The 25,617-nt window shown below is 61.8% G+C and carries 23 protein-coding genes and 1 tRNA gene; 7 read left to right on the top strand and 17 right to left on the bottom strand.

What is annotated here, in order from left to right:
- Positions 1–21 precede the first annotated feature (21 nt).
- Positions 22–2,541: an EAL domain-containing protein gene (locus tag DZG07_RS03220; RefSeq protein ID WP_119814217.1), complete on the top strand. Its 2,520-nt coding sequence runs from the start codon at positions 22–24 to the stop codon at positions 2,539–2,541.
- Positions 2,542–2,625: 84 nt separating this feature from the next.
- On the opposite strand, the gene DZG07_RS03215 is transcribed toward DZG07_RS03220, so the two are convergent.
- The 9 genes from DZG07_RS03215 to DZG07_RS03180 all read right to left on the bottom strand — a co-directional run bounded on the left by DZG07_RS03215 (position 2,626) and on the right by DZG07_RS03180 (position 10,932).
- Positions 2,626–2,865, bottom strand: a complete 240-nt coding sequence (locus DZG07_RS03215) for a DUF680 domain-containing protein (RefSeq protein ID WP_119814214.1) — start codon at positions 2,863–2,865, stop codon at positions 2,626–2,628.
- 239 nt (positions 2,866–3,104) lie between these two features.
- Positions 3,105–3,770: a TetR/AcrR family transcriptional regulator gene (locus DZG07_RS03210; RefSeq protein ID WP_119814211.1), complete on the bottom strand. Its 666-nt coding sequence runs from the start codon at positions 3,768–3,770 to the stop codon at positions 3,105–3,107.
- Between the two features lie 1,293 nt (positions 3,771–5,063).
- Positions 5,064–6,098: an aspartate-semialdehyde dehydrogenase gene (locus tag DZG07_RS03205; RefSeq protein ID WP_091915872.1), complete on the bottom strand. Its 1,035-nt coding sequence runs from the start codon at positions 6,096–6,098 to the stop codon at positions 5,064–5,066.
- Between the two features lie 104 nt (positions 6,099–6,202).
- A complete protein-coding gene (locus DZG07_RS24320) occupies positions 6,203–6,331 on the bottom strand; it encodes a hypothetical protein (protein ID WP_281004516.1) in 129 nt (42 codons plus the stop codon).
- Between the two features lie 150 nt (positions 6,332–6,481).
- Positions 6,482–7,585: a 3-isopropylmalate dehydrogenase gene (gene leuB / locus DZG07_RS03200; protein WP_091915870.1), complete on the bottom strand. Its 1,104-nt coding sequence runs from the start codon at positions 7,583–7,585 to the stop codon at positions 6,482–6,484.
- A gap of 85 nt (positions 7,586–7,670) precedes the next feature.
- Positions 7,671–8,054 carry a RidA family protein gene (locus DZG07_RS03195; protein WP_119814208.1) on the bottom strand — a complete coding sequence of 128 codons (384 nt, stop codon included), beginning with the start codon at positions 8,052–8,054 and terminating at the stop codon, positions 7,671–7,673.
- Between the two features lie 27 nt (positions 8,055–8,081).
- Complete coding sequence (locus tag DZG07_RS03190) at positions 8,082–8,909, bottom strand: hypothetical protein (RefSeq protein WP_119814206.1); 828 nt, start codon at positions 8,907–8,909, stop codon at positions 8,082–8,084.
- 154 nt (positions 8,910–9,063) lie between these two features.
- Complete coding sequence (gene leuD, locus DZG07_RS03185; RefSeq protein ID WP_091915864.1) at positions 9,064–9,669, bottom strand: 3-isopropylmalate dehydratase small subunit; 606 nt, start codon at positions 9,667–9,669, stop codon at positions 9,064–9,066.
- Positions 9,670–9,762: 93 nt separating this feature from the next.
- Positions 9,763–10,932 (bottom strand): FAD-binding oxidoreductase, encoded by a 1,170-nt coding sequence (locus DZG07_RS03180; protein WP_119814203.1) that lies wholly within the window; start codon positions 10,930–10,932, stop codon positions 9,763–9,765.
- 107 nt (positions 10,933–11,039) lie between these two features.
- Between DZG07_RS03180 and DZG07_RS03175 the strand changes: the two genes are divergently transcribed.
- Positions 11,040–11,921: a CoA ester lyase gene (locus DZG07_RS03175; RefSeq protein WP_119814200.1), complete on the top strand. Its 882-nt coding sequence runs from the start codon at positions 11,040–11,042 to the stop codon at positions 11,919–11,921.
- 55 nt (positions 11,922–11,976) lie between these two features.
- Positions 11,977–12,186 carry a DUF1737 domain-containing protein gene (locus tag DZG07_RS03170; protein ID WP_091915860.1) on the top strand — a complete coding sequence of 70 codons (210 nt, stop codon included), beginning with the start codon at positions 11,977–11,979 and terminating at the stop codon, positions 12,184–12,186.
- 4 nt (positions 12,187–12,190) lie between these two features.
- Here DZG07_RS03170 and DZG07_RS03165 read toward each other — a convergent pair whose 3' ends face one another.
- Positions 12,191–12,529, bottom strand: coding sequence for a hypothetical protein (locus DZG07_RS03165; RefSeq protein WP_119814197.1), 339 nt, complete (start codon positions 12,527–12,529; stop codon positions 12,191–12,193).
- 10 nt (positions 12,530–12,539) lie between these two features.
- Positions 12,540–12,974 (bottom strand): metallopeptidase family protein, encoded by a 435-nt coding sequence (locus DZG07_RS03160; protein ID WP_091915856.1) that lies wholly within the window; start codon positions 12,972–12,974, stop codon positions 12,540–12,542.
- 200 nt (positions 12,975–13,174) lie between these two features.
- Here DZG07_RS03160 and DZG07_RS24165 point away from each other — a divergent pair, with 200 nt between their 5' ends.
- From DZG07_RS24165 to DZG07_RS03150, 3 genes are read left to right on the top strand one after another with little or no spacing between them, the layout of a single operon-like run.
- Positions 13,175–14,179: a hypothetical protein gene (locus tag DZG07_RS24165; RefSeq protein WP_245429572.1), complete on the top strand. Its 1,005-nt coding sequence runs from the start codon at positions 13,175–13,177 to the stop codon at positions 14,177–14,179.
- Positions 14,061–15,587 (top strand): DNA polymerase Y family protein, encoded by a 1,527-nt coding sequence (locus tag DZG07_RS03155; RefSeq protein WP_245429571.1) that lies wholly within the window; start codon positions 14,061–14,063, stop codon positions 15,585–15,587. Before DZG07_RS24165 ends, DZG07_RS03155 begins: the two co-directional genes overlap by 119 nt.
- On the top strand, positions 15,584–18,961 hold the full coding sequence (locus DZG07_RS03150; protein WP_119814191.1) for an error-prone DNA polymerase: 3,378 nt from the start codon (positions 15,584–15,586) through the stop codon (positions 18,959–18,961). The genes DZG07_RS03155 and DZG07_RS03150 overlap by 4 nt, the downstream gene beginning before the upstream one ends.
- Positions 18,962–19,008: 47 nt before the next feature.
- Here DZG07_RS03150 and DZG07_RS03145 read toward each other — a convergent pair whose 3' ends face one another.
- The 4 genes from DZG07_RS03145 to DZG07_RS03130 all read right to left on the bottom strand — a co-directional run bounded on the left by DZG07_RS03145 (position 19,009) and on the right by DZG07_RS03130 (position 21,672).
- Positions 19,009–19,242 carry a Trm112 family protein gene (locus tag DZG07_RS03145; RefSeq protein ID WP_091915850.1) on the bottom strand — a complete coding sequence of 78 codons (234 nt, stop codon included), beginning with the start codon at positions 19,240–19,242 and terminating at the stop codon, positions 19,009–19,011.
- A gap of 27 nt (positions 19,243–19,269) precedes the next feature.
- Positions 19,270–19,941, bottom strand: coding sequence for an LON peptidase substrate-binding domain-containing protein (locus DZG07_RS03140; RefSeq protein ID WP_091915848.1), 672 nt, complete (start codon positions 19,939–19,941; stop codon positions 19,270–19,272).
- 132 nt (positions 19,942–20,073) lie between these two features.
- Positions 20,074–21,081 carry a thioredoxin gene (gene trxA / locus DZG07_RS03135; protein WP_119814188.1) on the bottom strand — a complete coding sequence of 336 codons (1,008 nt, stop codon included), beginning with the start codon at positions 21,079–21,081 and terminating at the stop codon, positions 20,074–20,076.
- Positions 21,082–21,174: 93 nt separating this feature from the next.
- Positions 21,175–21,672 carry a prolyl-tRNA synthetase associated domain-containing protein gene (locus DZG07_RS03130; RefSeq protein ID WP_119814185.1) on the bottom strand — a complete coding sequence of 166 codons (498 nt, stop codon included), beginning with the start codon at positions 21,670–21,672 and terminating at the stop codon, positions 21,175–21,177.
- Positions 21,673–21,903: 231 nt separating this feature from the next.
- Between DZG07_RS03130 and DZG07_RS03125 the strand changes: the two genes are divergently transcribed.
- A tRNA-Gly gene (locus DZG07_RS03125) sits at positions 21,904–21,978 on the top strand.
- 71 nt (positions 21,979–22,049) lie between these two features.
- Here the strand turns inward: DZG07_RS03125 and DZG07_RS03120 are convergent.
- Together DZG07_RS03120 and DZG07_RS03115 are read right to left on the bottom strand one after the other, a co-directional pair.
- Positions 22,050–23,462: an HlyD family type I secretion periplasmic adaptor subunit gene (locus DZG07_RS03120; protein WP_119814182.1), complete on the bottom strand. Its 1,413-nt coding sequence runs from the start codon at positions 23,460–23,462 to the stop codon at positions 22,050–22,052.
- Positions 23,459–25,603, bottom strand: coding sequence for a peptidase domain-containing ABC transporter (locus DZG07_RS03115; protein WP_119814179.1), 2,145 nt, complete (start codon positions 25,601–25,603; stop codon positions 23,459–23,461). The genes DZG07_RS03120 and DZG07_RS03115 overlap by 4 nt, the downstream gene beginning before the upstream one ends.
- Positions 25,604–25,617: the final 14 nt, after the last annotated feature.

The following is a 25,617-nucleotide window of genomic DNA, read 5'->3' as shown; positions in this document are numbered from 1 at the left end:
CGCGTGCTTTCGGACATGTGAATGACCTGGAGTGCATCGATGAACCCGCGGCCCATATTCGCCGACGAGCAGAAAGTGGAAGACATCGGCATTGATATCGACAGGTTGCCGCATCACATCACCACCGAATTCGACGACGTAAAGCTCATCCTGCGGCGCTGGCAGGCTGCCCAGCCCGATCGCGGCACGCTGCCGCAATATGAGGAGCTGGCGCTGGGCTCCATCGGCCGCTTCGCCGACGAGATGGCGGTGATCCGCCGCATGGAGGCAAGCGACCCGGTCATCCTGCGCGCCGGCGCGCGCTTCGAGGCAATCGTCGGCGGGCCCTGCATCGGCAAGTCGACGCAAAGCCTCCTTCACGCCTACGCCTTCTCGATCGTCGAGGCGCTGAATGCCGCCCATCAAGCAGCAAGTCCGCGCATGGTGCTGTGCCGCGCGCTGGTCGACGGCATGGTCTCGACCGTCGAAACGCTGGTGCTGCCGCTTTCCTGTCGCTGGCCGGGCGACTATTTTCTCGTCTTCCTGCGCCCGCGCCATAGCCAGCTCAATCTTGCCCGCCTGCTCATCAACGCCACCCGCGAAGGCATCATGGCGCTCAACGCCATCGAGCGCGACGGCGAGATCCGCGACTTCTACATCCTCAGCATCAACGACGCCGCGGCAAGCTATCTCGGCTCGCGCGCCGACCTGCTGCAGTTCACGCTGCTGTCGGAAGCGCTTGCCGGCCCCGGCCTGTCGCATGCGCTCGAACGGTTCCGGCAGGCGGCGCGGGCGCGCACCGCGCCCTTCGAGCTGGAATACGAACTCGGCGGCGATCACATATCGCTGCAGGTCGGCGTCGCCGTTGCCGAGGACATCCTCGCCGTCACGCTGACCCATGTCGGCGAATTGAAGGCGCGCGAAACCCTGTTCCGCTCGCTCTTCGACGAGAACCCGGTGCCGATGTATGTGCGCGACCAGGCCGGCAAGAACTTCCTCAATGTCAACGATGCCGCCCTGCGCCTCTATGGCTACGAGCGCGAGAAATTCTTCGAGCAGGGCTTTGCCGACCTTTGCGCGGACGGCACCGGCGCGGCCCATCCCCACACCTCCGGCGAAGCGGCCTGCCGCCATGTAACCGCCGACGGCCGCGTGCTTGAGATCGTCGAATATGCCCGCGGCATCGTGGTCGATAATGCGCCGGCGACGCTGTCGACCATCGTCGATGTCACCGAGCGCAAGCGCGCCGAGGAACACGTTACGTTCCTCGCCCATCACGACCCGCTGACCGGCGTCGCCAACCGCACCGTCTTCACCCGCGAGCTCGAGCGCGCAGCCACCGCCACGCAAAAGCACGGCAGCCCCTTTGCCGTGCTCCTCATCGACCTCGACGATTTCAAGATCGTCAACGATACGATGGGCCACGCCGCCGGCGACGCATTGCTGGTCGAGGTCACGGCACGGCTTCAGCGGCTGGTGCGCAAATCCGACATCGTCGCCCGTCTCGGCGGCGACGAGTTTGCCATCCTGCTGCCGGGCGCGTCCTCGCGCGCCGTGGTCGACGGGCTGGCCGCACGGCTGCTTGGCGAGATCGCCTCGGTGCAGACCATCGACGGCAACGAGATATCGATCACCGCAAGCGTGGGCGCCGCACTTGCGCCCGACGATTCGGCCGACACCGAAAGCCTGCTGAAATGCGCTGACCTCGCCCTCTACCGCGCCAAGAACGAAGGCAAGGGCTCGTTCCGTTTCTTCGAACCCGAAATGGACATGCAGCAGCGCGAGCGCCGCGAACTCGAAATGGAACTGCGCGGGGCCGATATCGAAAGCGAGTTCGAGCTGCACTACCAGCCGATCTTCGCCGTCAAGACCGGACAGCTGCGCGGCTTCGAGGCGCTGCTGCGCTGGCACAACCCCAAGCGCGGCATGGTCTCGCCCGCCGTCTTCATTCCGCTTGCCGAGGAAACCGGCATGATCGACGCGCTCGGGCGCTGGGTCGCCGAGACGGCCTGCCGCGAGGCCGCCGGCTGGCCCGATGTGCTCGTGGTTGCCGTCAACGTCTCACCGGTGCAGTTTCGGCGTGGCGATCTGGTCGAGATGATCGGCGCCGCCCTCGCCCGCTCGCGGCTCAAGCCCGGCCGGCTGGAGATCGAGGTCACCGAATCGGTCCTGCTGGCCGACAGCGAGGCCAATCTGGCGATCCTGCGGCGCATCCGCGACCTCGGCGTCCGGATCGCGCTCGACGATTTCGGCACCGGCTATTCGAGCATGAGCTATCTGCGCCAGTTCCCGTTCAGCCGGCTCAAGATCGACCGTTCCTTCGTCCGCGAGATCAGCGACAGCCCGGAATCGCTGGCCATCGTGCGCGCCATCATCGGGCTCGGCGCCAGCCTCGGCATCGACACGACGGCGGAGGGCGTGGAAACGGTGGCCCAGCTGGAAGCGCTCCAGAGCGAGCAATGCGGCGAGCTGCAGGGGTTCCTGTTCAGCCCGCCGGTGGCGAGCGAGAGCGTCGGCGAAATCATCGCCGCCTTCCATGAAAGCGTGAGCCGCGTCGCCTGACACCGGACGCAAAAAGGGCGACGGATAAAATCCGCCGCCCTTTTCGTGCTGCAACCTTGGGGAGGGTTGCGGGGGGGATAAAAATTACTTGGCCTTGGCCTTCGGCTGTGCCGCCGCAGCACCCGATGGCTGGGCCGAGCTCTTGACGTTCTTTTGCTTGATCGATCCCGTCGAGGAATAATCGAGGGCCTTGGCAGGCTTGCTCGCAACCGCGTCGAGGCGCGGAGCAGCGACCGGATATTGCAGGGTAGCGGCGAAATCAGTGGCGAAGGCGCTGCCCGAAAGGGCGAGAACCGCGGCCAGAGCGAGAGCTGTCTTCTTCATCGTCTTTCTCCGTAGAGGCTATTTCTTTTCGTACATGTACGTTACGATGAACATGTACGCCCGCCGCCATCGATCTTCAAGAGAAAATCGTACACGTACGAAAACGCTGCGATCACGTTTGATTGATCGCATCCGATGCCAATGGTTTCGATGTCGATTGGGGGACGGGCGCCTAGAGCATGTCGCGCAAAAGTGTCAGCGGTTTTGCGATAGCGACATGCACTTCAAGCGGGAGAAAACTAGCAGCGCTCTTCCGGCAGCGTCAGGGCGCCGATCTCACGCGACATCAGCCCGGCCAGCGCCACATCCATGGAGGTCCGCAGAAAAGCCTCCCGGTCGCCGAAGGGATAGTGCGGGAAGGTGATGAGCAGCGACACGGTACCGTGCCCGTAGCTCCACAGCAGGGTGGAGATGGCATGCACATCGCCCCTGAAGATGCCTGCGTCGATGCAGGCCTGGACCCGCTTGAGCAGGATCTGCATGGCGGGATTCTGCTCCTTGATCTGCCGGATCTCCTCCTCGCTCGCCCCGAGAGGATGGTTGTGGTCGCCGGTCATGAACACGGTCCGGTACTCGTTGGGATTGTCGAGCGCGAAGAGCGTGTATTCCTTCATCATCTTGTGGAGGGCAGCCATCGGATCGGCAGGCGTGTCCTGCTCCATGCGCTGGGCCAGGTTCCTATAGGCATCTTCGGCAAGCGCCAGCAGGATTTCGTGCTTGTCGGCGAAATAGGAATAGACCGACATCGTCGCGTAGCCGACCCGCTTGGCAAGCTTGCGAATGGTCAGGCCATCATAGCCCTCCTCCTTCACCAGCGCATGCGCGGCCGCCAGAAGCTCCGCGCGCAATTCCGCCTTCTGGCGCTCGCGCCGGCTCTGGGCATTGATCGGCGTGTGTTCGGTCATCTGGTCCACATTTCAATGGCAAAGCATATACGCTGTACAATGAGCCATCAAGCGCGCGGAAGTTCCGGTGTTTGGTGGGGTACGTCATGCGGAAGCGATCAGGATTTGCGACTGCCAACCGATGATTGGCGGGGCTGAACATGCAGTTCATCCTTGGCGATCGGCATCGACAACCAATCGTCATCCCGGAAACCGGAGCGAAGCTGAGGTTATCCGGGACCCATTGGCCTGATCGTCGTCAAGCACGGCCCGGTCCTGATATTGACGCGCGTTCAGCACTGCCGAAGCTCTTCTCCGTTCCGGCATGGATCCCGGGTCTCCGCTTCGCTCCGCCCGGGATGACGAAGAGAGGGGGTGTCGCCGCTAATCGCAAACGTTGTTGACTGCCGCACAGCAGGCGCGGCTACCGCGCCGGAGACGTAACTGCCGCGCGCCAGCGTTGACGATTAGCGAAGACCTAACATGCCGTTCGTCATCCCGGGCGCAGCATGCGCGAAGCGCATGCTGGGGTCGCTCTTGCGACGGATCCATGCCGGACCATCGATGAAGGCCGCAGCGGTGCAGAACTGCCGAACCCGAAGCTCACGCAGCGGGGGAAATATTTTCACCCAATTTCCCCTCAACCCATTGTTTCCGCTCACCCCACACATTTTTTCACGCCCGATTTATCCCCACCCCAAACGCTACCCCCATAATCCCTCCATCGCTCCTGCGGGACCGGGTCTGGAACCGGGATCAAGGGGGAGTGGCGGTGACCTCCCGCCCTGGTGTGGTAGCCAGGGACCCGAGGGCCCGACACAGGTCGGCGTGGAACGAGCACGGCGCAAATGCCACTGCCCAAAACCATGCGGAGAACCCGCGGCGTCTTGTCCATGGAATGTACATGGAGCGGGCGTTGTGACCGGCCGACTTCGGGACAGACACCGAGACGGGCGGTCGAAAGATCGCAGAAAAATACAAAAGATGAGCGAGATTTCGGCCGCCCGTCTTTCCCGATCTTTGACAATGGCCAGACGGTGAAAACCGGGCGTGGCGATGATAAAGTGTGCCGGCGTATTCTCCCCCCTTGAGGGGGAGATGGCGCGAAGCGCCAGAGGGGGTCGGTCAAGGCAGCGCTCGGCGCAGAAAAGGAACGTCGGAGCACTGCCGCAACGACCCCACCCGGCCCTACGGGCCACCCTCCCCTCGAGGGGGAGGGAAACGCCCGCGCTATGCCGCCTGCTTTTTAGTCCGCGACCGCGCGTCGCGCCCCGTCCGGAGCGAGCCGCAAAGCGGCGACAGCGTGAGGACAGATCAAGCCGCCTGCTTCTTCGGCGTGATCAAGCCCCGCTCGACCAGCAGCTCGGCGATCTGCACGGCGTTGAGCGCCGCGCCCTTGCGCAGGTTGTCGGAGACGATCCACATGGCAAGGCCGTTGTCGACGGTCGAATCCTCGCGGATGCGCGAGATGTAGGTGGCATCCTCGCCGGCCGAATCGATCGGCGTGGCGTAACCGCCGTCCTCGCGCTTGTCGATGACGAGACAGCCCGGTGCATCGCGCAGGATCTCGCGGGCTTCGTCGGCGGTGATCGGGTCTTCGAACTCGATGTTGACGGCTTCCGAATGGCCGATGAAGACAGGCACGCGCACGCAGGTTGCGGTCAGCTTGATCTTGGGGTCGAGCATCTTCTTGGTCTCGGCGACCATCTTCCACTCTTCCTTGGTGAAGCCGTCATCCAGGAAAACGTCGATATGCGGAATGACGTTGAAGGCGATGCGCTTGGTGAACTTCTTGGCCTCGACCGGGTCGGCGACGAACACCGCACGCGTCTGCGTGAACAGCTCGTCCATGCCTTCCTTGCCGGCTCCGGAAACCGACTGATAGGTCGCCACCACGACGCGCTTGATCCGGGCCTTGTCGTGCAGCGGCTTCAGCGCCACGACGAGCTGGGCGGTCGAGCAGTTCGGGTTGGCGATTATGTTCTTCTTGGTGAAGCCGGAAATTGCGTCCGGATTCACTTCCGGCACGATCAGCGGCACGTCCTGATCGTAGCGGAAGGCCGAGGAATTATCGATGACGACGCAGCCCTGCTTGCCGATCTTCGGCGACCATTCCTTCGAGACGTTGCCGCCGGCCGACATGATGCAGAGATCGGTGTCGGAAAAGTCGTAGGTGTCGAGCACCTTGACCTTCAGCGTGCGGTCGCCGAACGACACTTCGGTGCCGAGCGAACGGCGCGAAGCGAGTGCGACGACCTCGTCGACCGGAAAGCCGCGTTCTTCGAGGATATTGAGCATTTCGCGGCCCACATTGCCCGTGGCACCAACGATCGCAACCTTGAAACCCATATTATGTTCTCCTGTCCCTCTCCGCTCGTTTTGGAGAAAACCCGCCGGCCGGTGCGGGCTTCGCCCCCGGGCCGGACCCGGGAGGGGCGAGCAGGCCAGGGAGATCAGACCGTTTTGGTGGTCGTTTTGGCCGCGGTTTTGGTGGTGCGAAGCTGCGCGCGCTCGTGCCCGCCCTGGGAAGCCCCATGGCCGGGAAAGTCGATTGCGAAAAGCGCCATAAGCAGGCCGCGCATGAAAGGCTCCGGTCGCACATGACCCCGCAAAGTTTCAGACTTTGCGGAAAAGGCTCATGTGCCAAGATAGTTCGTGCTGGCTTTTACGCGGTTTGCGTAAAGAGTCAATCTGGCAGAAGCCGGCGTTCCGCCTCCTGCCGATCGCAACGACTAGGCGAAGAACTTTGCCACGATCGCATCGCCCATCGCCGTGGTGCCGACTTCGGTCTTGCCTTCGGACATGATGTCCTTGGTGCGCAGGCCCTCGTCCAGCACCGCCGCGATCGCCGCTTCGAGACGGTCGGCCTCGGCCACCATGTTGAAGGAATAGCGCAGGCACATGGCAAACGAGGCGATCATGGCGATCGGGTTGGCGATGCCCTGCCCGGCAATGTCCGGGGCCGAGCCATGCACCGGCTCGTAGAGCGCCTTGCGCTTGCCGGTGAGCGCATCGGGTGCGCCGAGCGAGGCCGAAGGCAGCATGCCGAGCGAACCGGTGAGCATGGCGGCAACGTCAGACAGCATGTCGCCGAACAGATTGTCGGTGACGATGACGTCGAACTGCTTGGGCCAGCGCACCAGCTGCATGCCGCCGGCATCGGCCAGCATGTGGTCGAGCTTGACGTCGGAATATTTGGCCTTGTGGGTGGCGGTCACCACCTCGTTCCACAAGACGCCCGACTTCATGACGTTGCGCTTTTCCATCGAGGTGACACGGTTCTGCCGGGTGCGGGCCAGCTCGAAGGCGACGCCCGAAATGCGCTCGATCTCGAATGTGTCGTAGACCTGCGTGTCGATGCCGCGCTTCTGGCCGTTGCCGAGATCGATGATCTCCTTGGGCTCGCCGAAATAGACGCCGCCGGTCAGCTCGCGCACGATGAGGATGTCGAGGCCTTCGACGACTTCCGGCTTCAGCGAAGACGATGCTGCAAGTGCCGGATAGCAGATGGCCGGGCGCAGATTGGCGAAAAGCTCCATGTCCTTGCGCAGGCGCAGCAGGCCGGCTTCGGGGCGAACCTCGTAAGGCACGGCATCCCACTTCGGCCCGCCGACGGCGCCGAACAGCACCGCGTCAGCCGCCATCGCCTTTGCCATGTCGGCATCCGAAATCGCCTGACCATGGGCATCATAGGCGCAGCCGCCGACCAGGCCTTCTTCGGTCTCGAAGCCGGTGCCGAGTTTCTCGTTCATCGCCGCAATGAGCTTGCGAACCTCGGCCATTGCCTCGGGACCGATGCCGTCGCCGGCGAGAAGGAGAAGCTTGCGCGATGCCATGGGAAAACCTTTCAAGGAAGCCGTGAACCGGCGTCTTGCTAAACGCCGAAAGCCCGGCGCGCAAGACCGAAAGGCTTGGTGCAGATCAAGAAGAACGCCTGAGCGCCGTCACTTCGATCTCGATCTTCATTTCCGGCTTGTTCAGCTGGCAGGCAATCATTGTCGCTGCCGGCCTGATCTCGCCGAAAGCTTCGCCAAGGATCGGAAAGACGATGTCGGCGAAAACCGGATCGGTGATGTAGTAATGCGCCCGCACGACATCAGCGAGCGAGAAGCCACCGTCTTCGAGCGCCTTGGCGATGGTTTTCAGGCAATTGCGGGTCTGGTCCTCGACGCTGTCCGGCATGGTCATGGTGGCGTAGTCGTAGCCGGTCGTGCCCGAGACAAAACACCAGTCGCCCTGCACCACCGCCCGCGAATAGCCGGCGGTCTTTTCGAAAGGCGAGCCGGTGGAAATCAGTTTGCGCATAAAAGGTCTCCGGAAAATTCAGAACAGCTATTGCTCGATCGATTTCTTCATCGCTTCGCGAATTTCTGCAGGCCAGGTATCGAGTGCCGGCCATGCATCTGGCTCGGCGCCATCGCCCTGCTGCGCGAAATACACGGCCTTTGTTTTCTGGTCGAAAGCGAAGAAACCGTCGCCACCGCCGCAGGCGTGGGGAATGCAGCCGCTGCCATAGAGAATGCCGGAAGCCGTTTTTTCGGGACCGCCGGATACCGAAAGCGCCAGGGCGACATTTTCGAGACTGTCGCCGAGAACTTTTTTGGCGGCATCATAAAAATCGCCATTGGCGAAGAGATCGTAAGGGTGGGTGATCTTGGCCGGGTCGATATCGGCCCATTTCGTATCGGGCTGCGGCGTGAAACGCATTTCACCGACGACGCGCAGGCCTTCTTCCGGCGACCAGCTTTGCACATCGGCAGTGGAGCCCGGGCGCAGATAAGGCACGAAATAGAGGCCGTCTTCGGTTGCAGCCGCAGGCGGCGCGCCGCAATCCTCGCCCACCGTCGCGGTCTTGAGTTCGCCACCCTCGGGCTTCCAGATGATCACGGTTGCCGGGCCACAGGCATTGCCGCCATCGCCGACCGCGAAAAGGGCCACTTTCGTGCCGTCGAGATCGACCGTGCGGTCGTAATAGACGACATAGTTGCGGGCCAATTCCTTGCCGTCGAAGGCAAGGATCTTGTCGAGATCGGCTGTTTCCTTGATGCTCAGCGTTCCGCCCGCAAAGGGGATCGAACTCGGCTGATCTTCCTGCGCGACGGCAAAAGCGGTCGCGGCAAAAGTCAGACCGGCGGCGAGAAGAGAAATAGCCCAGCGCATGACAAGCTCCGAATCAGGGCGTTTCGGAATGCCGGAAAATCAGGCTTTCCAGCGGCGAGGCCTCCGACCATGCCACAGGCCGGCAGACGCTGTCAGCCCCGAAGGAAATCTTTCGGGGCGGACAGCAAAGCTCATCGTCTGGAATTGAGGGGCATTACGCCCAGGGCCGGCTCTCGGCGTTCTTCTTCTCGAAGCTCGAGATGGCAGAGGCCTTTTCCATGGTCAGGCCGATATCGTCGAGACCGTTGAGCAGGCAATGACGCTTGAAATCGTCGAGGTCGAACTTGACCACGCCACCATCGGGACCGCGGATTTCCTTGGCTTCGAGGTCGACCGAGATCGTCGCATTGGCGCCGCGCGAGGCGTCGTCCATCAGCTTGTCGAGGTCTTCAGGGCTGACCGTGATCGGCAGAATGCCGTTCTTGAAGCAGTTGTTGTAGAAGATGTCGGCGAAGCTGGTCGAGATGACGCAGCGAATGCCGAAATCGAGCAGCGCCCAGGGCGCATGTTCGCGCGACGAGCCGCAGCCGAAATTGTCGCCGGCAACCAGGATCTGCGCCTTGCGATAGGCCGGCTTGTTGAGCACGAAATCCGGATTTTCCGAGCCGTCCTCGTTGAAGCGCATTTCGGCAAAAAGCCCGACGCTCAGGCCCGTGCGCTTGATCGTCTTGAGGTAATCCTTGGGGATGATCATATCGGTGTCGATGTTGACGATCGGCAAGGGTGCGGCGACGCCGGTGAGCTTGGTGAACTTTTCCATGGCTTCTGCCCGTTTCTGGTTCCGGGAAATTGTTTCGGCCCTGCTTTACACAAAGGAAGCCGGGAATAAAAGAACTTGATTCGAAGCAGGCCTTCAAATCACGTTGAGTTCGCGGAACGGCCGATTTTCCGTGATGCGCGCATAGCCGAAGGCCGAGCAGTCGATGGTCTTGTAGGCGCCATGGACCAGCAGTTCGGCCAGCGCCTTGCCGACCGCCGGCGCCTGCTGCAGGCCGTGACCGGAAAACCCGTTGGCAAAGACAAAATTCTGCACTTCGGGATGCGGCCCGATGACGGCATTCTGGTCGAGCGTGTTGTAGTCATAGTGGCCGGCCCAGGCGCGGGTCGCCTTGATCGCTTCGAAGGCAGGCACGCGGGTCGCCAGAACCGGCCAGATCGTCTCCTCGAACAGCGACCAGTCCGGATCGAAATCCTTGGGGTCGGCGGGGCCTTCGCCCTCTTCATTCTCTGCGCCGCCGGTGATGTAGACGCTCCCCTCAGGCCGCACATAGATGCCGCTTGGATCGACCATCAGCGGCATGTCGGCGAACTTGTCGCGCGCCTCGAAGATGAAGACGCTGCGCTTGCGTGGCTCGACCGGCAGGACCAGCCCGGCCATGGCCGCAACCTTGCCGGCGGAAGGGCCGGCGGCGTTGAAGATCGTGCCGCCTTCCAGCCGGTCGCCATTTTCCAGCGTGACCGCAACGACGCGGTCGCCTTCGCGCTCGATGCCGGTGACGGCGTGGGTGATGAAATCGATGTTCTTTTCGCGCAACGCCTTGCGAAACAGCATCAGCATGGCATGGGCGTCGAACCAGCCCTCGCCCGAGCGCCCATAGGCCCCGGCCGAAACGCCTTCGGTCGATATCCAGGAAAAGCGCTTCTCAAGGGCGGCGGCGTCTTCCAGCAAAATATCCGCGCCTTCGGCCATCTGCGCGGCATGGTTCTGCTGCAGGATCGGCAAGCCGTTCTCGCCGGCGAGAATGAGATAGCCGCCTTCGCGAAAACCGATATCGGCGCCAGTGCCGAACTCCTGCTCCAGCCGCCGGAACAGCGCCAGCGTGAACTGCGACAGCCGGATGTTTTCAGGGATGGAGAACTGCTGGCGGATCGAGGCGCAGGACAGCGTCGTGGAGGAATAGGTGAATTGCGGATCGCGCTCGATCAGCGCGATGGAACCCGAAAAGCCCTCCTCGCGCAGATAATAGGCGATCGAACTGCCGACGATCGCCCCGCCGATGATGATGACGTCATATCGCGCCATGTGCTTACGTTCCCAACATGAATCGAATCTAGAGGTCTCTTGAGACTGTTATCAAGGTTTCCAGCTTCCGTCTTGCAAGAGCCAGCATTGCCGGGCAAGAAGACCACATGACGCAAGAGACCCGCCTCTATCTGCGCCGCTCGGTGCTTTACGTCCCCGCTTCCAACGACAAGGCGCTGGCAAAGCTGGCGTCCCTCGCCTGCGACGCGGTAGTTATCGATCTGGAAGACGCAGTCGCGCCGACGGAAAAGATCGCCGCCCGCGAAAAGCTCGGCACCATCTTCAAGAACCGCCCGGCCGGCATTCGCGAGATGATCATCCGCATCAATGCGGTCTCCAGCGAATGGGGCGCGGACGATCTTCTGGCCGCTGCCGCCTGCGAGCCGGACGGCATATTGCTGCCCAAGATCGACACGCCACGCGACGTGCTGGAAGCCGGCGACGTGCTCGACGACAATGACGCGCCCGACAGCCTGCGTCTCTGGGCGATGATCGAGACGCCGAAATCGCTGCTCAACATCGGCGCCATCGCCGAGCTTGGTCGCGACGCCGCCTCGCGGCTGTCCTGCCTGGTCGCCGGCACCAATGATCTGATAGCCGCCACCGGCGTTCTTGCCACGCCCGACCGGCGTTATCTCATGCCCTGGCTGATGCAGATGCTGCTGGCCGCGCGTGCCGGCGGCCTCGATATCGTCGATGGCGTCAGCAACGATTTTCGCGACCTTGAAGCCTTTGCCGCAGAATGCACGCAAGCCGCCGCCATGGGTTTTGACGGCAAGACGCTGATCCATCCGGCGCAGATCGAGCCTGCCAACAAGGCTTTCTCGCCGTCGGAAGCCGCACGCAAGGAAGCCGAGAAAATCATCGCCGCTTTTTCTCTCCCCGAAAACGCCGGAAAGGGCGCGATCGGCCTCGACGGGCGCATGGTCGAGCTGCTTCATCGCGCACAGGCTGAAAGGCTGCTGGCGAAAACGTCCATGATTGGCTAGAAATCATCGAACGCCTTGATGCCGAAGATGGCCAGGGCAGTACGGGAATGACGACATGAAACTCTACCGCTTTCTGACCGGGCCGGACGATGCGAGCTTCTGCCACAAGGTCACGGCTGCCCTGAACAAGGGCTGGCACCTGTTCGGCTCGCCGACCTATGGCTATGACGCCGAGGCCAAGGTGATGAAATGCGGCCAGGCCGTGGTGAAGGACGTCGATGGCCAGGAATACGAAGCAGGCGTCACCAAGCTGAGCGACTGGTAGTCGTCTACATCTGCAATCTGGCTTTGAGTGCTTCGTACTGGCGAGACGACGTATCGGCCATCGCTTCCTCGCGGCTGGACGGTCGATCCTCGAAAGGTATCGGGTGGTCGAACTGGCTGACGGTTAAATCCCATCTGACGCCGTCGATCAGATTGTAGAAATGCGTGCCGCCTTTCGTGCGGGTTTTGAGGATTTCTCCTCCGAACGCATCCTGCACGACAAGCGAGGTGACGCTGCACTGCCCTTTGGCCGGGTTATCAAGGCTCCAGCTTCCCGAGCTTTCAGAACTCCACGCAGCCTTCAGTTTTTCGTACAATTGATCGGGTGTTTTGAAAGCGCTCATCGCGTGTCTATCAGCTTTGAGGATGGTCGGCCGCTTCCTCGAGCTTCTCCATATCGTCGTCGGAGAGGCCGAAATGATGGCCGATCTCGTGGATGAGGACATGGGTGACGATGTCGCCCAGCGTCTCCTCGTTCTCTGACCAGTAATCCAGGATGGCGCGGCGATAGAGCGTGACGCGGTTCGGCCCCTCGCCGGTCTGGGGGTTCCAGCGCTCGGCAATGCCGCGGCCTTCGAACAGGCCAAGCAGATCGAACGGCGTTTCGAGCGACAGATCATCCATGATCTCGTCGGTCGGAAATTCCGCGATCTGGATGATGACCTCGCCGGTGAGCTTGCGAAACTCCTCCGGCAGGTGCGCATAGGCTTCGAGAGCCATGAACTCCATTTCTTCCATCGATGGTGAAAGCTGGTCGTGCCAGGAGCGGGTCTTGTAGATGCGAGCCATTCTTTTCCCTTTTGACCGCATATAGCCTTTCGGAGCGCGGCTTTCGAGGCTTTTGCGCGCTTATCGGGAAATTAGCCGGGACAGCTGGTTTTGCTGAATGCCCGAAAGGAATAAATTCTCCTCCCGTTCCGCTTGACTCTTCGGGCGCGCTCTGGAATCTATAAGAACATAACAGGAACATATCAGAAAAGCAGACCGTCATGGCGACATCCGCCGTGGCGCAGGAAATCGTTTTTGCCCTGCGCCAGAAAATCGCCCGCATAGAGGGCACGCTGCCCGAGCGGCTGGCGCCCCCTGCCGAGACAGATCCGGCCGGGCAGACCATGGTGCTGCGCCGCCATGGGGTCACAGTCGTGCAGGACCTTTTGCTGACGGGCGCGGAGGATTTCGACACCGCACTGGGCGGCGGGTTGCCGAAGGCTGCGCTGACGGAAATCCATGGAACACTGACCCGCGATGCCGGCGCGGTAGCAGGCTTTGGCCTGTCGCTAGCCGGGCTGCTCCTAAAGAATGCCGCGCAGCCGAAACTGCCCGTGCTGTGGATCGGCACGCATGAAATCTTCCGCGAGGCGGGCTTTCCCTATGCGCCGGGTCTGCATGCCCGCTTCGGCATTGCGCCGGAGGATCTCATCATCGCGCAGGCACCGAAACTCGCCGACGCCATGTGGATCGCCGAGGAGGCGGCAAGCCTGAAGGCACTTTCTGCCGTGATCCTGGAAATCCGCGGCAATCCGCAGAAGCTCGACCTCGTTGCCACGCGACGCCTCCATTACCGGGCCCAGGACGCAGGCAGGCCGGTTTTCCTGCTGCGCCAGGCAGCGCAAGCCGAGCCGACGGCGGCCCCCATGCGCCTCATCGTCTCGCCGGCCCCTGCCGCGCTGCGCTGGACCATCGCCGGGCCTTTGCCCGATTCCATCGGCCCCCCTGGCTTCATGGTCAGGATCGACAAAAGCCGCAATGCCTTGCCCGGACAGTTCACGCTGGAGTGGAACGCCGATGAACGCTCATTCGAAGAAAGACGGCCCAATGGTCTCGGCTCAGCGAATCCTGGCGCTATGGTTTCCGCATCTTCCCGCCGAGCGGATATTGCGCCAGCGCCTGGGGCGGTCCTGGCGTTCAAACCCGCAGGCAGCGCGGCCGCCGCTCGTCATCAGCCATCGCGACAACAACACCCAGCGCATCGCAGCCCTCGACGAGCAGGCTGAACGGCTGCGGCTGAAGCCCGGCACGGGCATCGCCGACGCACGCGCCATGCATCCCGGCATAGAGATCGTCGAGGCCGACACGCAGGCGGACCGCAGGCTGCTCGAAAGCCTTGCCGACTGGTGCGACCGCTATACGCCACTGGTGGCGCTCGATGGGCAGGACGGGCTGTTTCTCGACATCACCGGCTGCGCCCATCTCTTCGGCGGCGAGAAACCCATGCTGGACGACATGCTGTCGCGCTTTTTCCATCAGGGTTTTGACGTCCGCGCCGGGCTGGCTTCGACACCCGGAGCAGCCTGGGCAGCGGCGCGATTTTGCACGGCTTCGGTCGTCGCGCCGGGTGACGAGGAAAAGACCATGGCGCCCTTGCCGCTCGCCGCATTGCGCCTCGCGCCCGAAACGATCGCGTCTCTGGAGAGCGTGGGGTTGCGCACCACGGGCGCAATCCTGCAGGCGCCACGCGCGCCCTTGGCGCGCCGTTTCGGCAAAATGCTTCTCCTGCGCCTCGACCAGGCGCTCGGACAGCTTGAGGAAGCCATTTCGCCGCGCCGGCCCGTAGCCCCGCTATCGGTGGAACGGCATCTGCCCGAGCCGGTTTCGCTCGTGGAAGACATAGAGCATCTGGTGCTCCTGCTCGCCCGATCCTTGAAGACCGATCTCGAGCGCCATGGCGAAGGCGCGCGCGCCCTGCAGCTCCTTCTGTTTCGGGTCGACGGCGTGGTCAGCCGCATCGGCGTCGGCACCTCACGCCCGTTGCGCGAACCGGGCGTGATCGGAAAACTGTTTCACGAAAGACTAACGGCTCTCGAAGACGTCCTCGATGCCGGCTACGGCTTCGATCTTGTCCGCCTTTCCGTTCTGGCGACAGCACCATTCGAGATGGATCAGGCCGATTTCAGCGGAGATGCTTCCGGCAGCGACGAGGATCTGGCGCTTTTCGCTGACCGCGTAAGCGCTCGCCTGGGTGGCGACACGGTGCTGAGGCCTGTCCCTGTCGAGAGCCATATTCCAGAGCGGGCGGTTTCCTGCCTGTCTTTTGCCGAGGCGGAAAAAGACCTCGGCCATGCAAGGAACAGAGGGCGTGAGATCGCGCTTCCCCCGCCGCCTGGACCGGAGCGCCCGATCCGCCTTTTTTCTCAACCGGAACCGGTCGAGGTCATGGCCGCCGAAGTGCCCGACGGGCCGCCTGCCCGCTTCCGCTGGCGTCGCGCGCTTTATGAGGTTGCACGCGCGGAAGGCCCGGAGCGCATCGCACCCGAATGGTGGCGCGATGGTGCGGATGAGGCGACGCGCGATTATTTCCGCATCGAGGACGCCGATGGCCGCCGCTACTGGCTTTTCCGCCAGGGGTTTTACGGCGCCACGCAAGGCAACCCGCGCTGGTTCTTGCAGGGATTTTTCGCATGAAGGAAGACGTTTCGCGCGCACCCGCCGCTTCCCCGCTTTATGTCGAATTCGGCGTGCAATCGAATTTTTCCTTCCTGCGCGGCGCCTCGCGACCGGAGGACCTGGTCGTTGCCGCCTGTTTTCTCGGCCACGTCGGCATGGGCCTTGCCGACCGCAACACCGTGGCCGGCGTGGTGCGCGCCTGGAGCCAGTCGAAACACATCAAGCTCTCGGAGGAGAGTAAGCCCCTATCGCTTGCCTATCATCCCGGTTGCCGGCTGGTCTTTGCCGACGGCACGCCCGACGTGCTCGCCTATCCGCAGGACCGCAAGGGATGGGGGCATCTGTGCCGCCTGCTGACGCAGGCCAATATGCGCGAGGAAAGTCCGAAAGGCGCGCCGCTTCTCTATGCCGGCGACCTTTTCGAATGGGGCGACAGCATGTCCCTCGCCGTGCTGCCCGACCTGTCAGGGCCGACGCAGGAGACGCTGACCTTTCTACATCGCCTCAAGGATCGTTTCGGCAGCAACCTCTGGCTCGCCGCCGCCCCCGATTACAGCGGCAACGATCGTTTCCGTCTCGAGCAGGCGGCGAACATGGCAACGGCTGCCGCCATACCTCTGATGGCGACCAACGATGTCCTCTATCACGCCGCCGACCAGCGGCCCCTGCAGGACGTGTTGACCGCGATCCGGCTGAACAGGCCCGTCGCCGAGTCAGGCCTCGAACTAGCAGCCAACGCCGAACGCCATCTGAAGCCATCGATGGAAATGGCGCGGCTTTTCAAGGCGTATCCGCACGCATTGGCGCAGACACTGCGTTTTGCAGAAACGCTCTCCTTTTCCCTCCAGGATCTCGAATATAATTACCCGGACGAACCCACCGAATCCGGCCTGCCTTCGCAAGCCGAACTGGAAAGACTGGCATGGTTGGGCGCCGATGAACGCTATCCCAAAGGTGTCCCGGAAAAAGTAAAAGGCCTTATCCGGTATGAAATCGGGATTATCGAAAAGCTGAACTATGCACGTTATTTTCTGACGGTTTACGACATTGTGAAGTACGCGCGCTCAAAGGGTATACTCTGTCAGGGGCGCGGCTCGGCGGCCAATTCTGTCATATGCTACTGCCTCAAAATCACGGATGTCGGCCCTGAGATCATCGACAGCCTGTTCGAGCGCTTCATTTCCGAAAAACGCGGCGAACCGCCGGATATCGACGTCGATTTCGAGCATGAAAAGCGCGATATCGTCATGGAGTATATCTACAGTAAGTACAGCGAGAAGCGCACCGCGCTCGCTGCCTCCGTCGTCACTTATCGTGCCCGCTCTGCACTCAGGGAAACCGCCAAGGCCATGGGCCTTTCCGACGATGTCCGAGGCGCTCTTTCGGGATCGATCTGGGGCTGGTCTTCTTCCGAGCTTGGCGAGAAGGAAGCGACTGCGGGCGGCCTCGACCAATCGGATTCAGCCACGAAACATGTAATCGACCGTTCCAACGAAATAATGGGCTTCCCGCGCCATCTCTCCCAGCATGTCGGCGGCTTCGTCATCACCAGGGATCGATTGGACGAGGTCGTGCCCATCATGAAGACGGCCATGGACGAACGGAAGATGGTCGAATGGGACAAGGACGACCTCGACGCCGTCAAGATACTCAAGGTCGATATCCTGGCGCTTGGCATGCTTTCCTGCCTGAGGCGCGCCTTCGACCTTCTGGAAGATAACTACAAGCATGACTGGCCGGAACGGCTGACTCTGGCGACGATTCCGTCGGAAGAAAAAAGTGTCTACGATATGATCTGCCGTGCCGACACACTCGGCGTCTTCCAGATCGAAAGCCGTGCGCAGATGAGCATGCTGCCACGCCTCAAACCTAGAAAATTCTACGATCTTGTCATCGAGGTCGCCATCGTGCGCCCGGGTCCGATCCAGGGCGATATGGTGCATCCCTATCTGCGACGAAGGGAAGGGAAAGAAGACCCCGAGTATCAGAAGCCTGAACTTAAGGCGATTTTAGAGAAGACCCTTGGCGTGCCGCTGTTTCAAGAGCAGGCAATGAAGATCGCCATCGTGGCGGGTGGTTTCGCTCCTGATGAGGCCGACGAATTGCGGCGCGCCATGGCGACTTTCAAACGCACCGGAACAATCGGCAACTACCGGGATCGCCTGATCGAAGGCATGGTCAAAAATGACTACGACCGCGGCTTTGCCGAACGCTGTTTCCGACAGATCGAAGGTTTTGGCGATTATGGTTTTCCCGAAAGCCACGCCGCTTCCTTTGCCTTGCTGGTCTATGCCTCGTCCTGGTTCAAGGCATGGTATCCGGACGTTTTCTGCGCGGCGATCCTGAATTCGCAGCCGATGGGTTTTTACAGACCGGCACAGCTTGTGCGCGATGCCCAGGATCATGGCGTCGAGATGCGGTCCATAGACGTCAACCATTCCGACTGGGATTGCTTGCTGGAGAAATCATCCTTCGACCCTGAGCGGATCGCCGCACGTCATGCCGGAATGCGCGGCGTGATCAAGAGCTGCCACGCCGTCCGCCTCGGCTTTCGGCAGATCAAGGGACTCGCTAAAGACGCCATGGAAATTCTCGTGAAGAACCGTGGTTCAGGCTACGCCTCCGTCCGCGATGTATGGCTGCGCTCCGGGTTACGCGTCGACGCGATGGAAAGGCTGGCGCAAGCCGATGCCTTCCGCTCGATCGGCCTCGATCGGCGTGCCGCCTTGTGGGCCGTGCGCGCGCTGAACGGCAAGAGTGCCGCAGAAAGCCTGCCGCTGTTCGATCAACCCGATATCCGCCTGCGTGACAACGAACCCGAGACAAAACTGCCGGTGATGCCGCTCGGCGAGCATGTCCTGCATGATTACCGGTCGCTTGGTCTCTCCCTGAAAGCGCATCCCTTGTCCTTCCTGCGCGGCAGGCTCGACAAGGCCGGCATCACGCCCAATGCGCTCCTGCCCGAAACGCCCAATGGCCGGCGCATTTCCGTTGCTGGCCTGGTTCTTGTTCGTCAAAGGCCGGGTTCGGGCAAGGGTGTCGTCTTCATGACGCTTGAAGACGAGAAATCGATCGCCAATGTCATCGTCTGGCCAAAGGTGTTCGATCGCTTCCGGCCGGTGGTCATGGGTGCGCGTTTCGTCAGGGTGAAAGGCCGCCTGCAATCGGTATCGAACGTCATCCACATCGTGGCCGAAACCATCGAGGATCTGTCGCTATGGCTGGGCGAACTTTCCGAGGAAGCGATGATAAGGCGGCTGGAGCAGCGTGAAAAAGCCCAAAGCGCGAACCCGTCAGCGCAGGATATCAAAACCACGATACCACACCGCGACTACGAAACCCTGTCCCGGCAGGCACGCAGCGTCATGCCGAAGGGGCGAAATTTTCAGTAAGGCCGATGAAAAGCCGCGGCAGCCGATTTCACAGAACGCACGTCGCTCTAATCGTCTTCCAATCCCGCCTTCGGTTTTGTTTCGCTATCGATTTCAACGCTTCGCGCTTCGGAAGGCAGCATGACCGGAATGCCGTCGCGAACCGGATAGGCAAGTCGGGCCAGCCGCGACACCAGTTCCTGACGCTCCGCATCCCATGTCAGCGGGCCCTTTGTCAGGGGACAGGCCAGCAGCTCCAGAAGCTTGACGTCGATTGCCGGGCTGGGTTTTTCCTGATTCATCGATTCCCCTCCGACCCATGCGTCCAGCTATTGCAGGCTTGACCCGAAGTCGTCGTTTTCGCGCGCAAGCACCATCTCGGTGATGGCGATCAGCGTATCGGCCCGCGTCTTCAGATCCGGCGCCTCGAGAAGCGCCTGCTTCTCCGCCGCGCCATAGGGCGCCATCATCGACAGCGCATTCACCAGCATGGCGTTTTCGGCCCGGCTGACATTTTCCCAATCAGCCTCGAGATCGTTTGCTTCCAGATAGGCTCGGAATGCCTTCAGCAGAGCCAGCCGATTGACCTCGCTTCCGGTCGGGTCATCCGACAGGTCGGCAATGAAGGGCATGATGCGGCATTGCCGAAAAGGCGTTTTCACCGCCAGTTCATGGGCGACCCGGAAACGGCAGACGCCCTGCAGGGAGATGAGGTAGCGGCCATCGCCCGATTCGGCAAACGAGGTGATACGCCCGACGCAGCCGACTTCACAGATTTCCGGCTCGCCGTCCTCACGCAAAGAGCCATCGAGCGCCGGCTGTATGATCCCGATCAGCCGCGTTCCGCCGACGGCCTCGTCGACCATCTGCAGGTAGCGCGGCTCGAAGATGTTGAGCGGGGTGCGGCCGCCCGGCAGAAGAAGCGCGCCGGTCAATGGGAAAACAGGTATCGTCGCAGGCACGTCCTTGCCCGACCGATAATGCGCATTTCCCGCCTGCATTTTCACCTCCGTGCCGGCACGGGTGACCTGGCCAGTCCGAGAATCATCACCGGCTTCCCGGAACTTTCACCAGCAATGTGGAATGGAGGGAGGCAAGGGCAAGGGCTGGCCCTCGCCTTTCTCCATATCCGATCACGAGAACAGGAGTGACGACAGTTTTCGCCGGGTCGCCAGCGTCACCTCGTCGGTCATGCCCCACGCTTCGAAAAACTGCAGAAGCTGGGCACGCGCGCCGTCATCGTTCCACGTCCGGTCCGCCTTGACGATCGCCAGCAGATTGTCCGCGGCCTCCTGGCGCTGGCCGAGCCCGTTCTGGATCATGGCAAGGTCAAACCGCGCCTGATAATCCTTGGGGTTTGCCGCGAGGCGCGCCTCGAATTCCGCCGGATTGCCGAGCGAAGCAGCCTGCTTGGCCAGAGCGAGCCTGGCTTTCACTGCCGAAAGTGCTGCCGTATCCTTGGCGTCAGCCGGCACCTTGGCCAGAATTTCCTCCGCGCCGGCAACATCACCCGCCTCGAACAGCAGATCTGCGAGGCCGGCCAGCGCATCGAGATTATCGGGATACTGCTGCAACACGGCATCGAAAATGTCGGCTGCCGTCTGGAGATCGCCGGCCGCGCGCGCCTCGGCGGCCGCGGCCAGGGCTTCCTCGAGCTGTCCCTTGCCGTCGTCCTTGCCGGCGACCTTCTGGATGAAATCGCGAATCTGGCTCTCGGGCACTGCCCCCATAAAGCCGTCGACGGGCTGCCCATCCTTGAACGCGATGACCGCCGGGATCGACTGGATGCCGAGCTGTCCTGCAATCGCCGGATGGTCGTCTATGTTCATCTTGACCAGCTTGACCCGGCCTCTGGACTCCTGCACGGCCTTTTCGAGCGCCGGCGCCAGCTGCTTGCAAGGACCGCACCAGGGCGCCCAGAAATCCACGAGCACGGGCTGGTTTCGCGACTCTTGTATGACGTCGGCGGCAAAGCTCGCTGTCGTCGTGTCCTTCACCACGAAAGGCTCCGCGCCGGCGTCGGAGCCAAGCACCATAGCGGGCGAGCCGCCTTGCGGCTCCGCCGGCTTGGGTGCGCCGTAGCTGAAGCTGGTGGCGTAATTGCCGCTGGGGCCGCCGAATGAATTGTCCTGGTTGCTCATTGTTACCCTTTCACCGCTTTCCGGTGCGTGTTCGGCTTATTCTACGCGCGCAATGGGCACACGGAAAACCGTTTTCCGTCACCCATGTGGCGATCATGCGGAGACTTTCAAGATAACCGGCTCGTGGCCGGTCGCTTTTACGAAGGCGACAAGGTCATCGCGGGAAATCGAGGTCGTGGCTTCGTTGGTCAGCGGATGGGCATTGATGACCGCATTTTCCATCAATGTGCTGTCCAGAATGACTTTTACGCGGCCTTCGCTGTCGTTGATCAGGCCAAACACGGTTACAGCACCAGGCACGACGCCCAAAAGCTCCATCAGTGCTTCAGGCTTGCCGAAAGAAACCCTGCCGGACGCGCCGATAAGATGGTGGATCTGCTTGAGATCGACCGCGGCGTCCTCATCGACGGTGACCAGGAAGAAGTTATCCTTCTTGTCCTTCAGAAAGAGGTTCTTGGTGTGACCGCCGGGGATTTCGCCGCGCAGCGACTGTGAATCGGCAACGGTGAAAAGCGGCGGATGCGCCTTCGTTGCGACCGCGATTCCAAGCCCTTCGAGAAAGGCAAAGAGCTCATCGGGATGTTTCGGCATGGATGGCATCCGGCTTGTCATTATCTCTGGTGGAACGGTTATCGCCAAAGATCGCATGGAAACAACCCCGTTCTGCGCAATGCGACGAAACATTTGCACGCGACGAGCCAGCCAAAATCCGGGGTGTCGCCGAAGGCCACAATTATTACGCATCTTCGTGCAATTTTCCCTGTTGCATTCGGCCGTCTCTTCCGCCATATAGGCGCGGCTTGCGGTCGAGAGACCGCGCGAGCGGGTGTAGCTCAGGGGTAGAGCACAACCTTGCCAAGGTTGGGGTCGAGCGTTCGAATCGCTTCACCCGCTCCAATTTACAAGCAACGAAAAGCCGCGGTTCGCCGCGGCTTTTTCGTTTTCGAGCATCCAACGTTGAATGCCGGTCACGGCTCGCGGATGGCATCGTCCAGGCCGCGCAGGAGCGGATAGAGGAAATAGGAGATCACTGTCCGCCGGCCGACTTTGATCTCGGCCGACACCGTCATGCCGGGTAATAGCCGCACGGGCTCGGCCGAAGCATGTAGCCGCGTGTCTGCAAGCAGGACGCGCGCCTTGAAATACGGAACCGCGGGCTGACCTACAGCCGCTTCCTGCTGGCTCGGCGTGAAGGCATCGCGGCTGATGGTTCGGATCGAGCCGGAAGCCGTGCCGAATTTCTGGAACGGATAGGCGTCGAACTTGATCCGCACGTCCTTGTCCACTGCAATACGCCCGATGTCGCGCGAATTGACCGAGACCTCCGCCTCCAAAGGCACGTTCAGCGGAACGAGCGTGACGATCGGCTCGGCCTCGCGCACGACGGACCCGATGGAGCGTTGCGCAAGATCGAGCACGACCGCATCTGCCGGCGCCGTCAGGACGACCATGTTGCGGCGCAGCTCCATTTTCTTCAGCTCTTCGCCGACCGTGTCGCGCTGGCTTCTGAGCTCGACGAGCTTTTCCATCGTCACGCGGCGGAAATCCTCGATGAAGGCCTGGCGATCGGCCCGGAGCTTCGCCAGCGAATGGCCGGCCTCTTCGGCCTTGCCGCGCAACTGCGAGATGCTCGAATCGACGTCGAGACGGGCGTCGCGCGAACTGAGCAGATTGAGCAGAGACCCGGTTTCCTGCTTGTACAGTTTCTCGCGCGCATTTTCGATCAGGCTGAGATTTTCACGCCGGCTGAGCAGGATCGTTTCCTGTTCCTTGCCGGCCGTCATCGACGCCGCCTGCCCTGCTATCTGCTGATCGAAATTCTGGATCTGCGCGACATAGAAGGCGAGCCGCTGGCCGAAGAGCTGCACCTGCAGCTGCTCATCCGACGAACTGCCGGCGATCTTGGAATAATCAGCACCGCTGAGTTCGGCCTCGCTGCGCTTGACCTGCGCGTCGAGTGCGGCAAACTTCGCACGCTGCTGGTCGACATCCGACTGGCTGAACGTTGCGTCGAGCGTCGCAAGCGTTTGACCCGCACGAACGACATCGCCATTGGCGACATCGATGGAACGGATGATGGAGGTTTCCAGCGGCTGCACGATGATTGTCGGCTGGGTGGTGATCAGTTTGCCGGGGGCGATGACCACCTCGTCGATCTGCGAGACCGAGGCCCACGTCACCGCAGCGACGATGAGCGCGGTGACGCCGTAGAGCGTAAGCCGCGCGATCTTCGGCGGAACGCGTTCTTCAAGTTCCACCGCGTCCGACTGGAATTCGGCAATGACCGGCGGAAGCGGCGGCCGCTTCACAACCAGTTCGGTTGCCGGCTTATTAACCGGTACGGGCAGGTTCTCGCTGGGCTTTGGCGTGTGCGCGTTCATGCCACCTGCCTCGTCTGCTGGGACCACAGATGGCGATATGTCATGCAACGCGAGACGAGCTGATCGTGGCGGCCGATGTCGGCGATCTTGCCGCGATCGACGACCAGGATGGCGTCGGCGTCGACCAGCGTCGACAGGCGATGCGAAACGATGATGACCGTGCGCCCCTCCGCGATCTTGCTGAGGTTCTGGCGGATGATCGCCTCGCTGTCGGGATCGAGCGCGCTGGTGGCTTCATCCAGGATAAGCAGCTTGGGGTCGGTGATCAAAGCGCGCGCAATAGCGAGGCGCTGCTTCTGGCCACCGGAGAGGTTCGATCCGTTTTCCTCCAGCAGGGTTTCGAAACCGCGCGGAAGCCGCTCGATGAACTCCTCCGCACCGGCAATGCGGGCGGCTTCGACAATCTCCTCGATGCTCGCATTGGGCTTTGCCGCCGCGATGTTTTCACGGACGGACCCCTTGAACAGGAAATTGTCCTGCAGCACGACGCCTATGCTTGTCCTGAGATGAACGAGATCGATCTCGCGGCTGTCATAGCCGTCCATGCGCACCAGCCCCTGCTGGTTCTGGTAAAGCCCCTGGATCAGGCGCGTAACCGTCGTCTTGCCCGAACCGCTCTTGCCGACGATGCCGAACACCGAGCCCGCAGGCACGGTGAACGAAACGTCGTCAAGCGCCGGCGCGCCATCAGGCCCGTAGCGGAACGTCACCTTTTCGAACTCGATCTGGCCCTTGAGCTCGGGTCTGATACCGCGCCCGCGCCCGAACTGCTCGGGGCGCTGGTTCATGATCTCGCCAAGCATGCGGACGGAAAGTGCTACCTCCTGATACTCGTGGACCATTGTGACGATCTGGACGAGCGGCCCGGAGACCCGGCCGGCCAGCATGTTGAAGGCAACGAGCGCGCCGATCGTCATCGTTCCGCTGAACACGTCGAGCGCGCCAAGACCGATGATGGCGACGCTCATCAGCTTTTCGAGAAGACCGGTCAGCGCCTGCGCAATATTCGAGATCTTGTCGACACGGAAGCGAACCGAGATTGACTGCGCCGAGCTGTCGTCCCAGACGCGGCGCTGGCGCGGCTCCAGGGCAAGTGACTTGACGGTGCGCATGCCGTGAACGGTTTCGACAAGCAGTGCCTGCCTTTCGCCTTCGGCCTGATAGAGCGCCTGCAATCGTCTCTGGAACGGCCCCACAAGGCACATGACAACGAGGCCGACCAAAGCGGCAAAGCCGAGGACGACGAAGGTGAGCTTGACGCTGTAGAGAACCAGGATCGGTATGAAGACCAGAAGCGACAACCCGTCGAGAAGCGTCAGGAAGAGCCGCCCGGTCAGGAACTCGCGGATGCGGCCGGTCTGCTGCATATGCTTGACGAGAACGCCGGCCGATGCCTGCTCGAACAGCGCGATAGGCAGGTTCAGGAGATGCCCGAACGTGCGAGTCGCCATGCGGATATCGATCTTGTTCGTCGCATAGAGGAGCAGGTATTTCCTGAGAAAGGTGAAGGCCGCGTCGAAGACAAGGGCAACGGCAACGCCGATCACAAGGACGGTCAGCGTCGCATAGCTCTGATGCACCAGCACCTTGTCGATGACGAGCTGGAAGAAGATCGGCGTTGTCAGGCCGAGCCCGTAGAGAACGAATGCCGCCAGGGCGACATCGCGGAACAGGCTGCGCTGGCGGATAATTTCGGGCAAGAACCAGCGGAAGCCGAACGGCTGGTCGTCATCGGCCAGACGATAGTTACGCTTCAGAAGAATGACGGACCCGCTCCAGCCCTTCGAAAACTGCTGTTCGTTCAGAAGAAGGAATTCCGGACGCTGGGCCAGCGGATCGAGGATGCGGATCATGTCCTCTTCGCCGCCAATGGCGGCGCCGGCAATCACCACCCAGTTGCCGTTTTCAAGTTCGGCAAGCAGGGGATAGGCATCGCCCAACTGGAAAAGCGAACGCCAGGCAAGCTTCATATGCCGGGCGCGCAGCCCGGCATCCTTCGCCATTCGCAGGAGCTTCCGCGTAGCGACAGGTTGGTCGCCCACTGCATAATCGTGAACGAGCCGTTCGGGCGATAGGTCGACGCCATGATGGCGCGCGACCAAGGCCAGGCATTGAAGGCTGGTATGCTGATACGTGTCCATGGCCCCGCCCGAGC

Source organism: Mesorhizobium sp. DCY119, assembly GCF_003590645.1.
Taxonomy (GTDB): domain Bacteria; phylum Pseudomonadota; class Alphaproteobacteria; order Rhizobiales; family Rhizobiaceae; genus Mesorhizobium_M.
The sequence above is the reverse complement of the archived record's forward strand: the minus strand, read 5'-3'. Positions and strand labels throughout refer to the sequence as shown.

Excerpts from the sequence above, each read along its gene's own strand:
- DZG07_RS03160 (WP_091915856.1), bottom strand. The coding sequence starts at position 12,974 with ATGGCTCGCATCTACAAGACCCGCTCCTGGCACGACCAGCTTTCACCA.
- leuB (WP_091915870.1), bottom strand. The coding sequence starts at position 7,585 with ATGGCATCGCGCAAGCTTCTCCTTCTCGCCGGCGACGGCATCGGTCCC.
- DZG07_RS03130 (WP_119814185.1), bottom strand. The coding sequence starts at position 21,672 with ATGCCGAAACATCCCGATGAGCTCTTTGCCTTTCTCGAAGGGCTTGGA.
- DZG07_RS03150 (WP_119814191.1), top strand. The coding sequence starts at position 15,584 with ATGAAGGAAGACGTTTCGCGCGCACCCGCCGCTTCCCCGCTTTATGTC.
- DZG07_RS24320 (WP_281004516.1), bottom strand. The coding sequence starts at position 6,331 with ATGCGCGGCCTGCTTATGGCGCTTTTCGCAATCGACTTTCCCGGCCAT.
- leuD (WP_091915864.1), bottom strand. The coding sequence starts at position 9,669 with ATGGAAAAGTTCACCAAGCTCACCGGCGTCGCCGCACCCTTGCCGATC.
- DZG07_RS03165 (WP_119814197.1), bottom strand. The coding sequence starts at position 12,529 with ATGAGCGCTTTCAAAACACCCGATCAATTGTACGAAAAACTGAAGGCT.
- DZG07_RS03215 (WP_119814214.1), bottom strand. The coding sequence starts at position 2,865 with ATGAAGAAGACAGCTCTCGCTCTGGCCGCGGTTCTCGCCCTTTCGGGC.
- DZG07_RS03115 (WP_119814179.1), bottom strand. The coding sequence starts at position 25,603 with ATGGACACGTATCAGCATACCAGCCTTCAATGCCTGGCCTTGGTCGCG.
- DZG07_RS24165 (WP_245429572.1), top strand. The coding sequence starts at position 13,175 with ATGGCGACATCCGCCGTGGCGCAGGAAATCGTTTTTGCCCTGCGCCAG.
- DZG07_RS03205 (WP_091915872.1), bottom strand. The coding sequence starts at position 6,098 with ATGGGTTTCAAGGTTGCGATCGTTGGTGCCACGGGCAATGTGGGCCGC.
- DZG07_RS03170 (WP_091915860.1), top strand. The coding sequence starts at position 11,977 with ATGAAACTCTACCGCTTTCTGACCGGGCCGGACGATGCGAGCTTCTGC.
- trxA (WP_119814188.1), bottom strand. The coding sequence starts at position 21,081 with ATGAGCAACCAGGACAATTCATTCGGCGGCCCCAGCGGCAATTACGCC.
- DZG07_RS03140 (WP_091915848.1), bottom strand. The coding sequence starts at position 19,941 with ATGCAGGCGGGAAATGCGCATTATCGGTCGGGCAAGGACGTGCCTGCG.
- DZG07_RS03175 (WP_119814200.1), top strand. The coding sequence starts at position 11,040 with ATGACGCAAGAGACCCGCCTCTATCTGCGCCGCTCGGTGCTTTACGTC.
- DZG07_RS03220 (WP_119814217.1), top strand. The coding sequence starts at position 22 with ATGACCTGGAGTGCATCGATGAACCCGCGGCCCATATTCGCCGACGAG.
- DZG07_RS03120 (WP_119814182.1), bottom strand. The coding sequence starts at position 23,462 with ATGAACGCGCACACGCCAAAGCCCAGCGAGAACCTGCCCGTACCGGTT.
- DZG07_RS03190 (WP_119814206.1), bottom strand. The coding sequence starts at position 8,909 with ATGCGCTGGGCTATTTCTCTTCTCGCCGCCGGTCTGACTTTTGCCGCG.
- DZG07_RS03210 (WP_119814211.1), bottom strand. The coding sequence starts at position 3,770 with ATGACCGAACACACGCCGATCAATGCCCAGAGCCGGCGCGAGCGCCAG.
- DZG07_RS03195 (WP_119814208.1), bottom strand. The coding sequence starts at position 8,054 with ATGCGCAAACTGATTTCCACCGGCTCGCCTTTCGAAAAGACCGCCGGC.
- DZG07_RS03145 (WP_091915850.1), bottom strand. The coding sequence starts at position 19,242 with ATGAATCAGGAAAAACCCAGCCCGGCAATCGACGTCAAGCTTCTGGAG.
- DZG07_RS03180 (WP_119814203.1), bottom strand. The coding sequence starts at position 10,932 with ATGGCGCGATATGACGTCATCATCATCGGCGGGGCGATCGTCGGCAGT.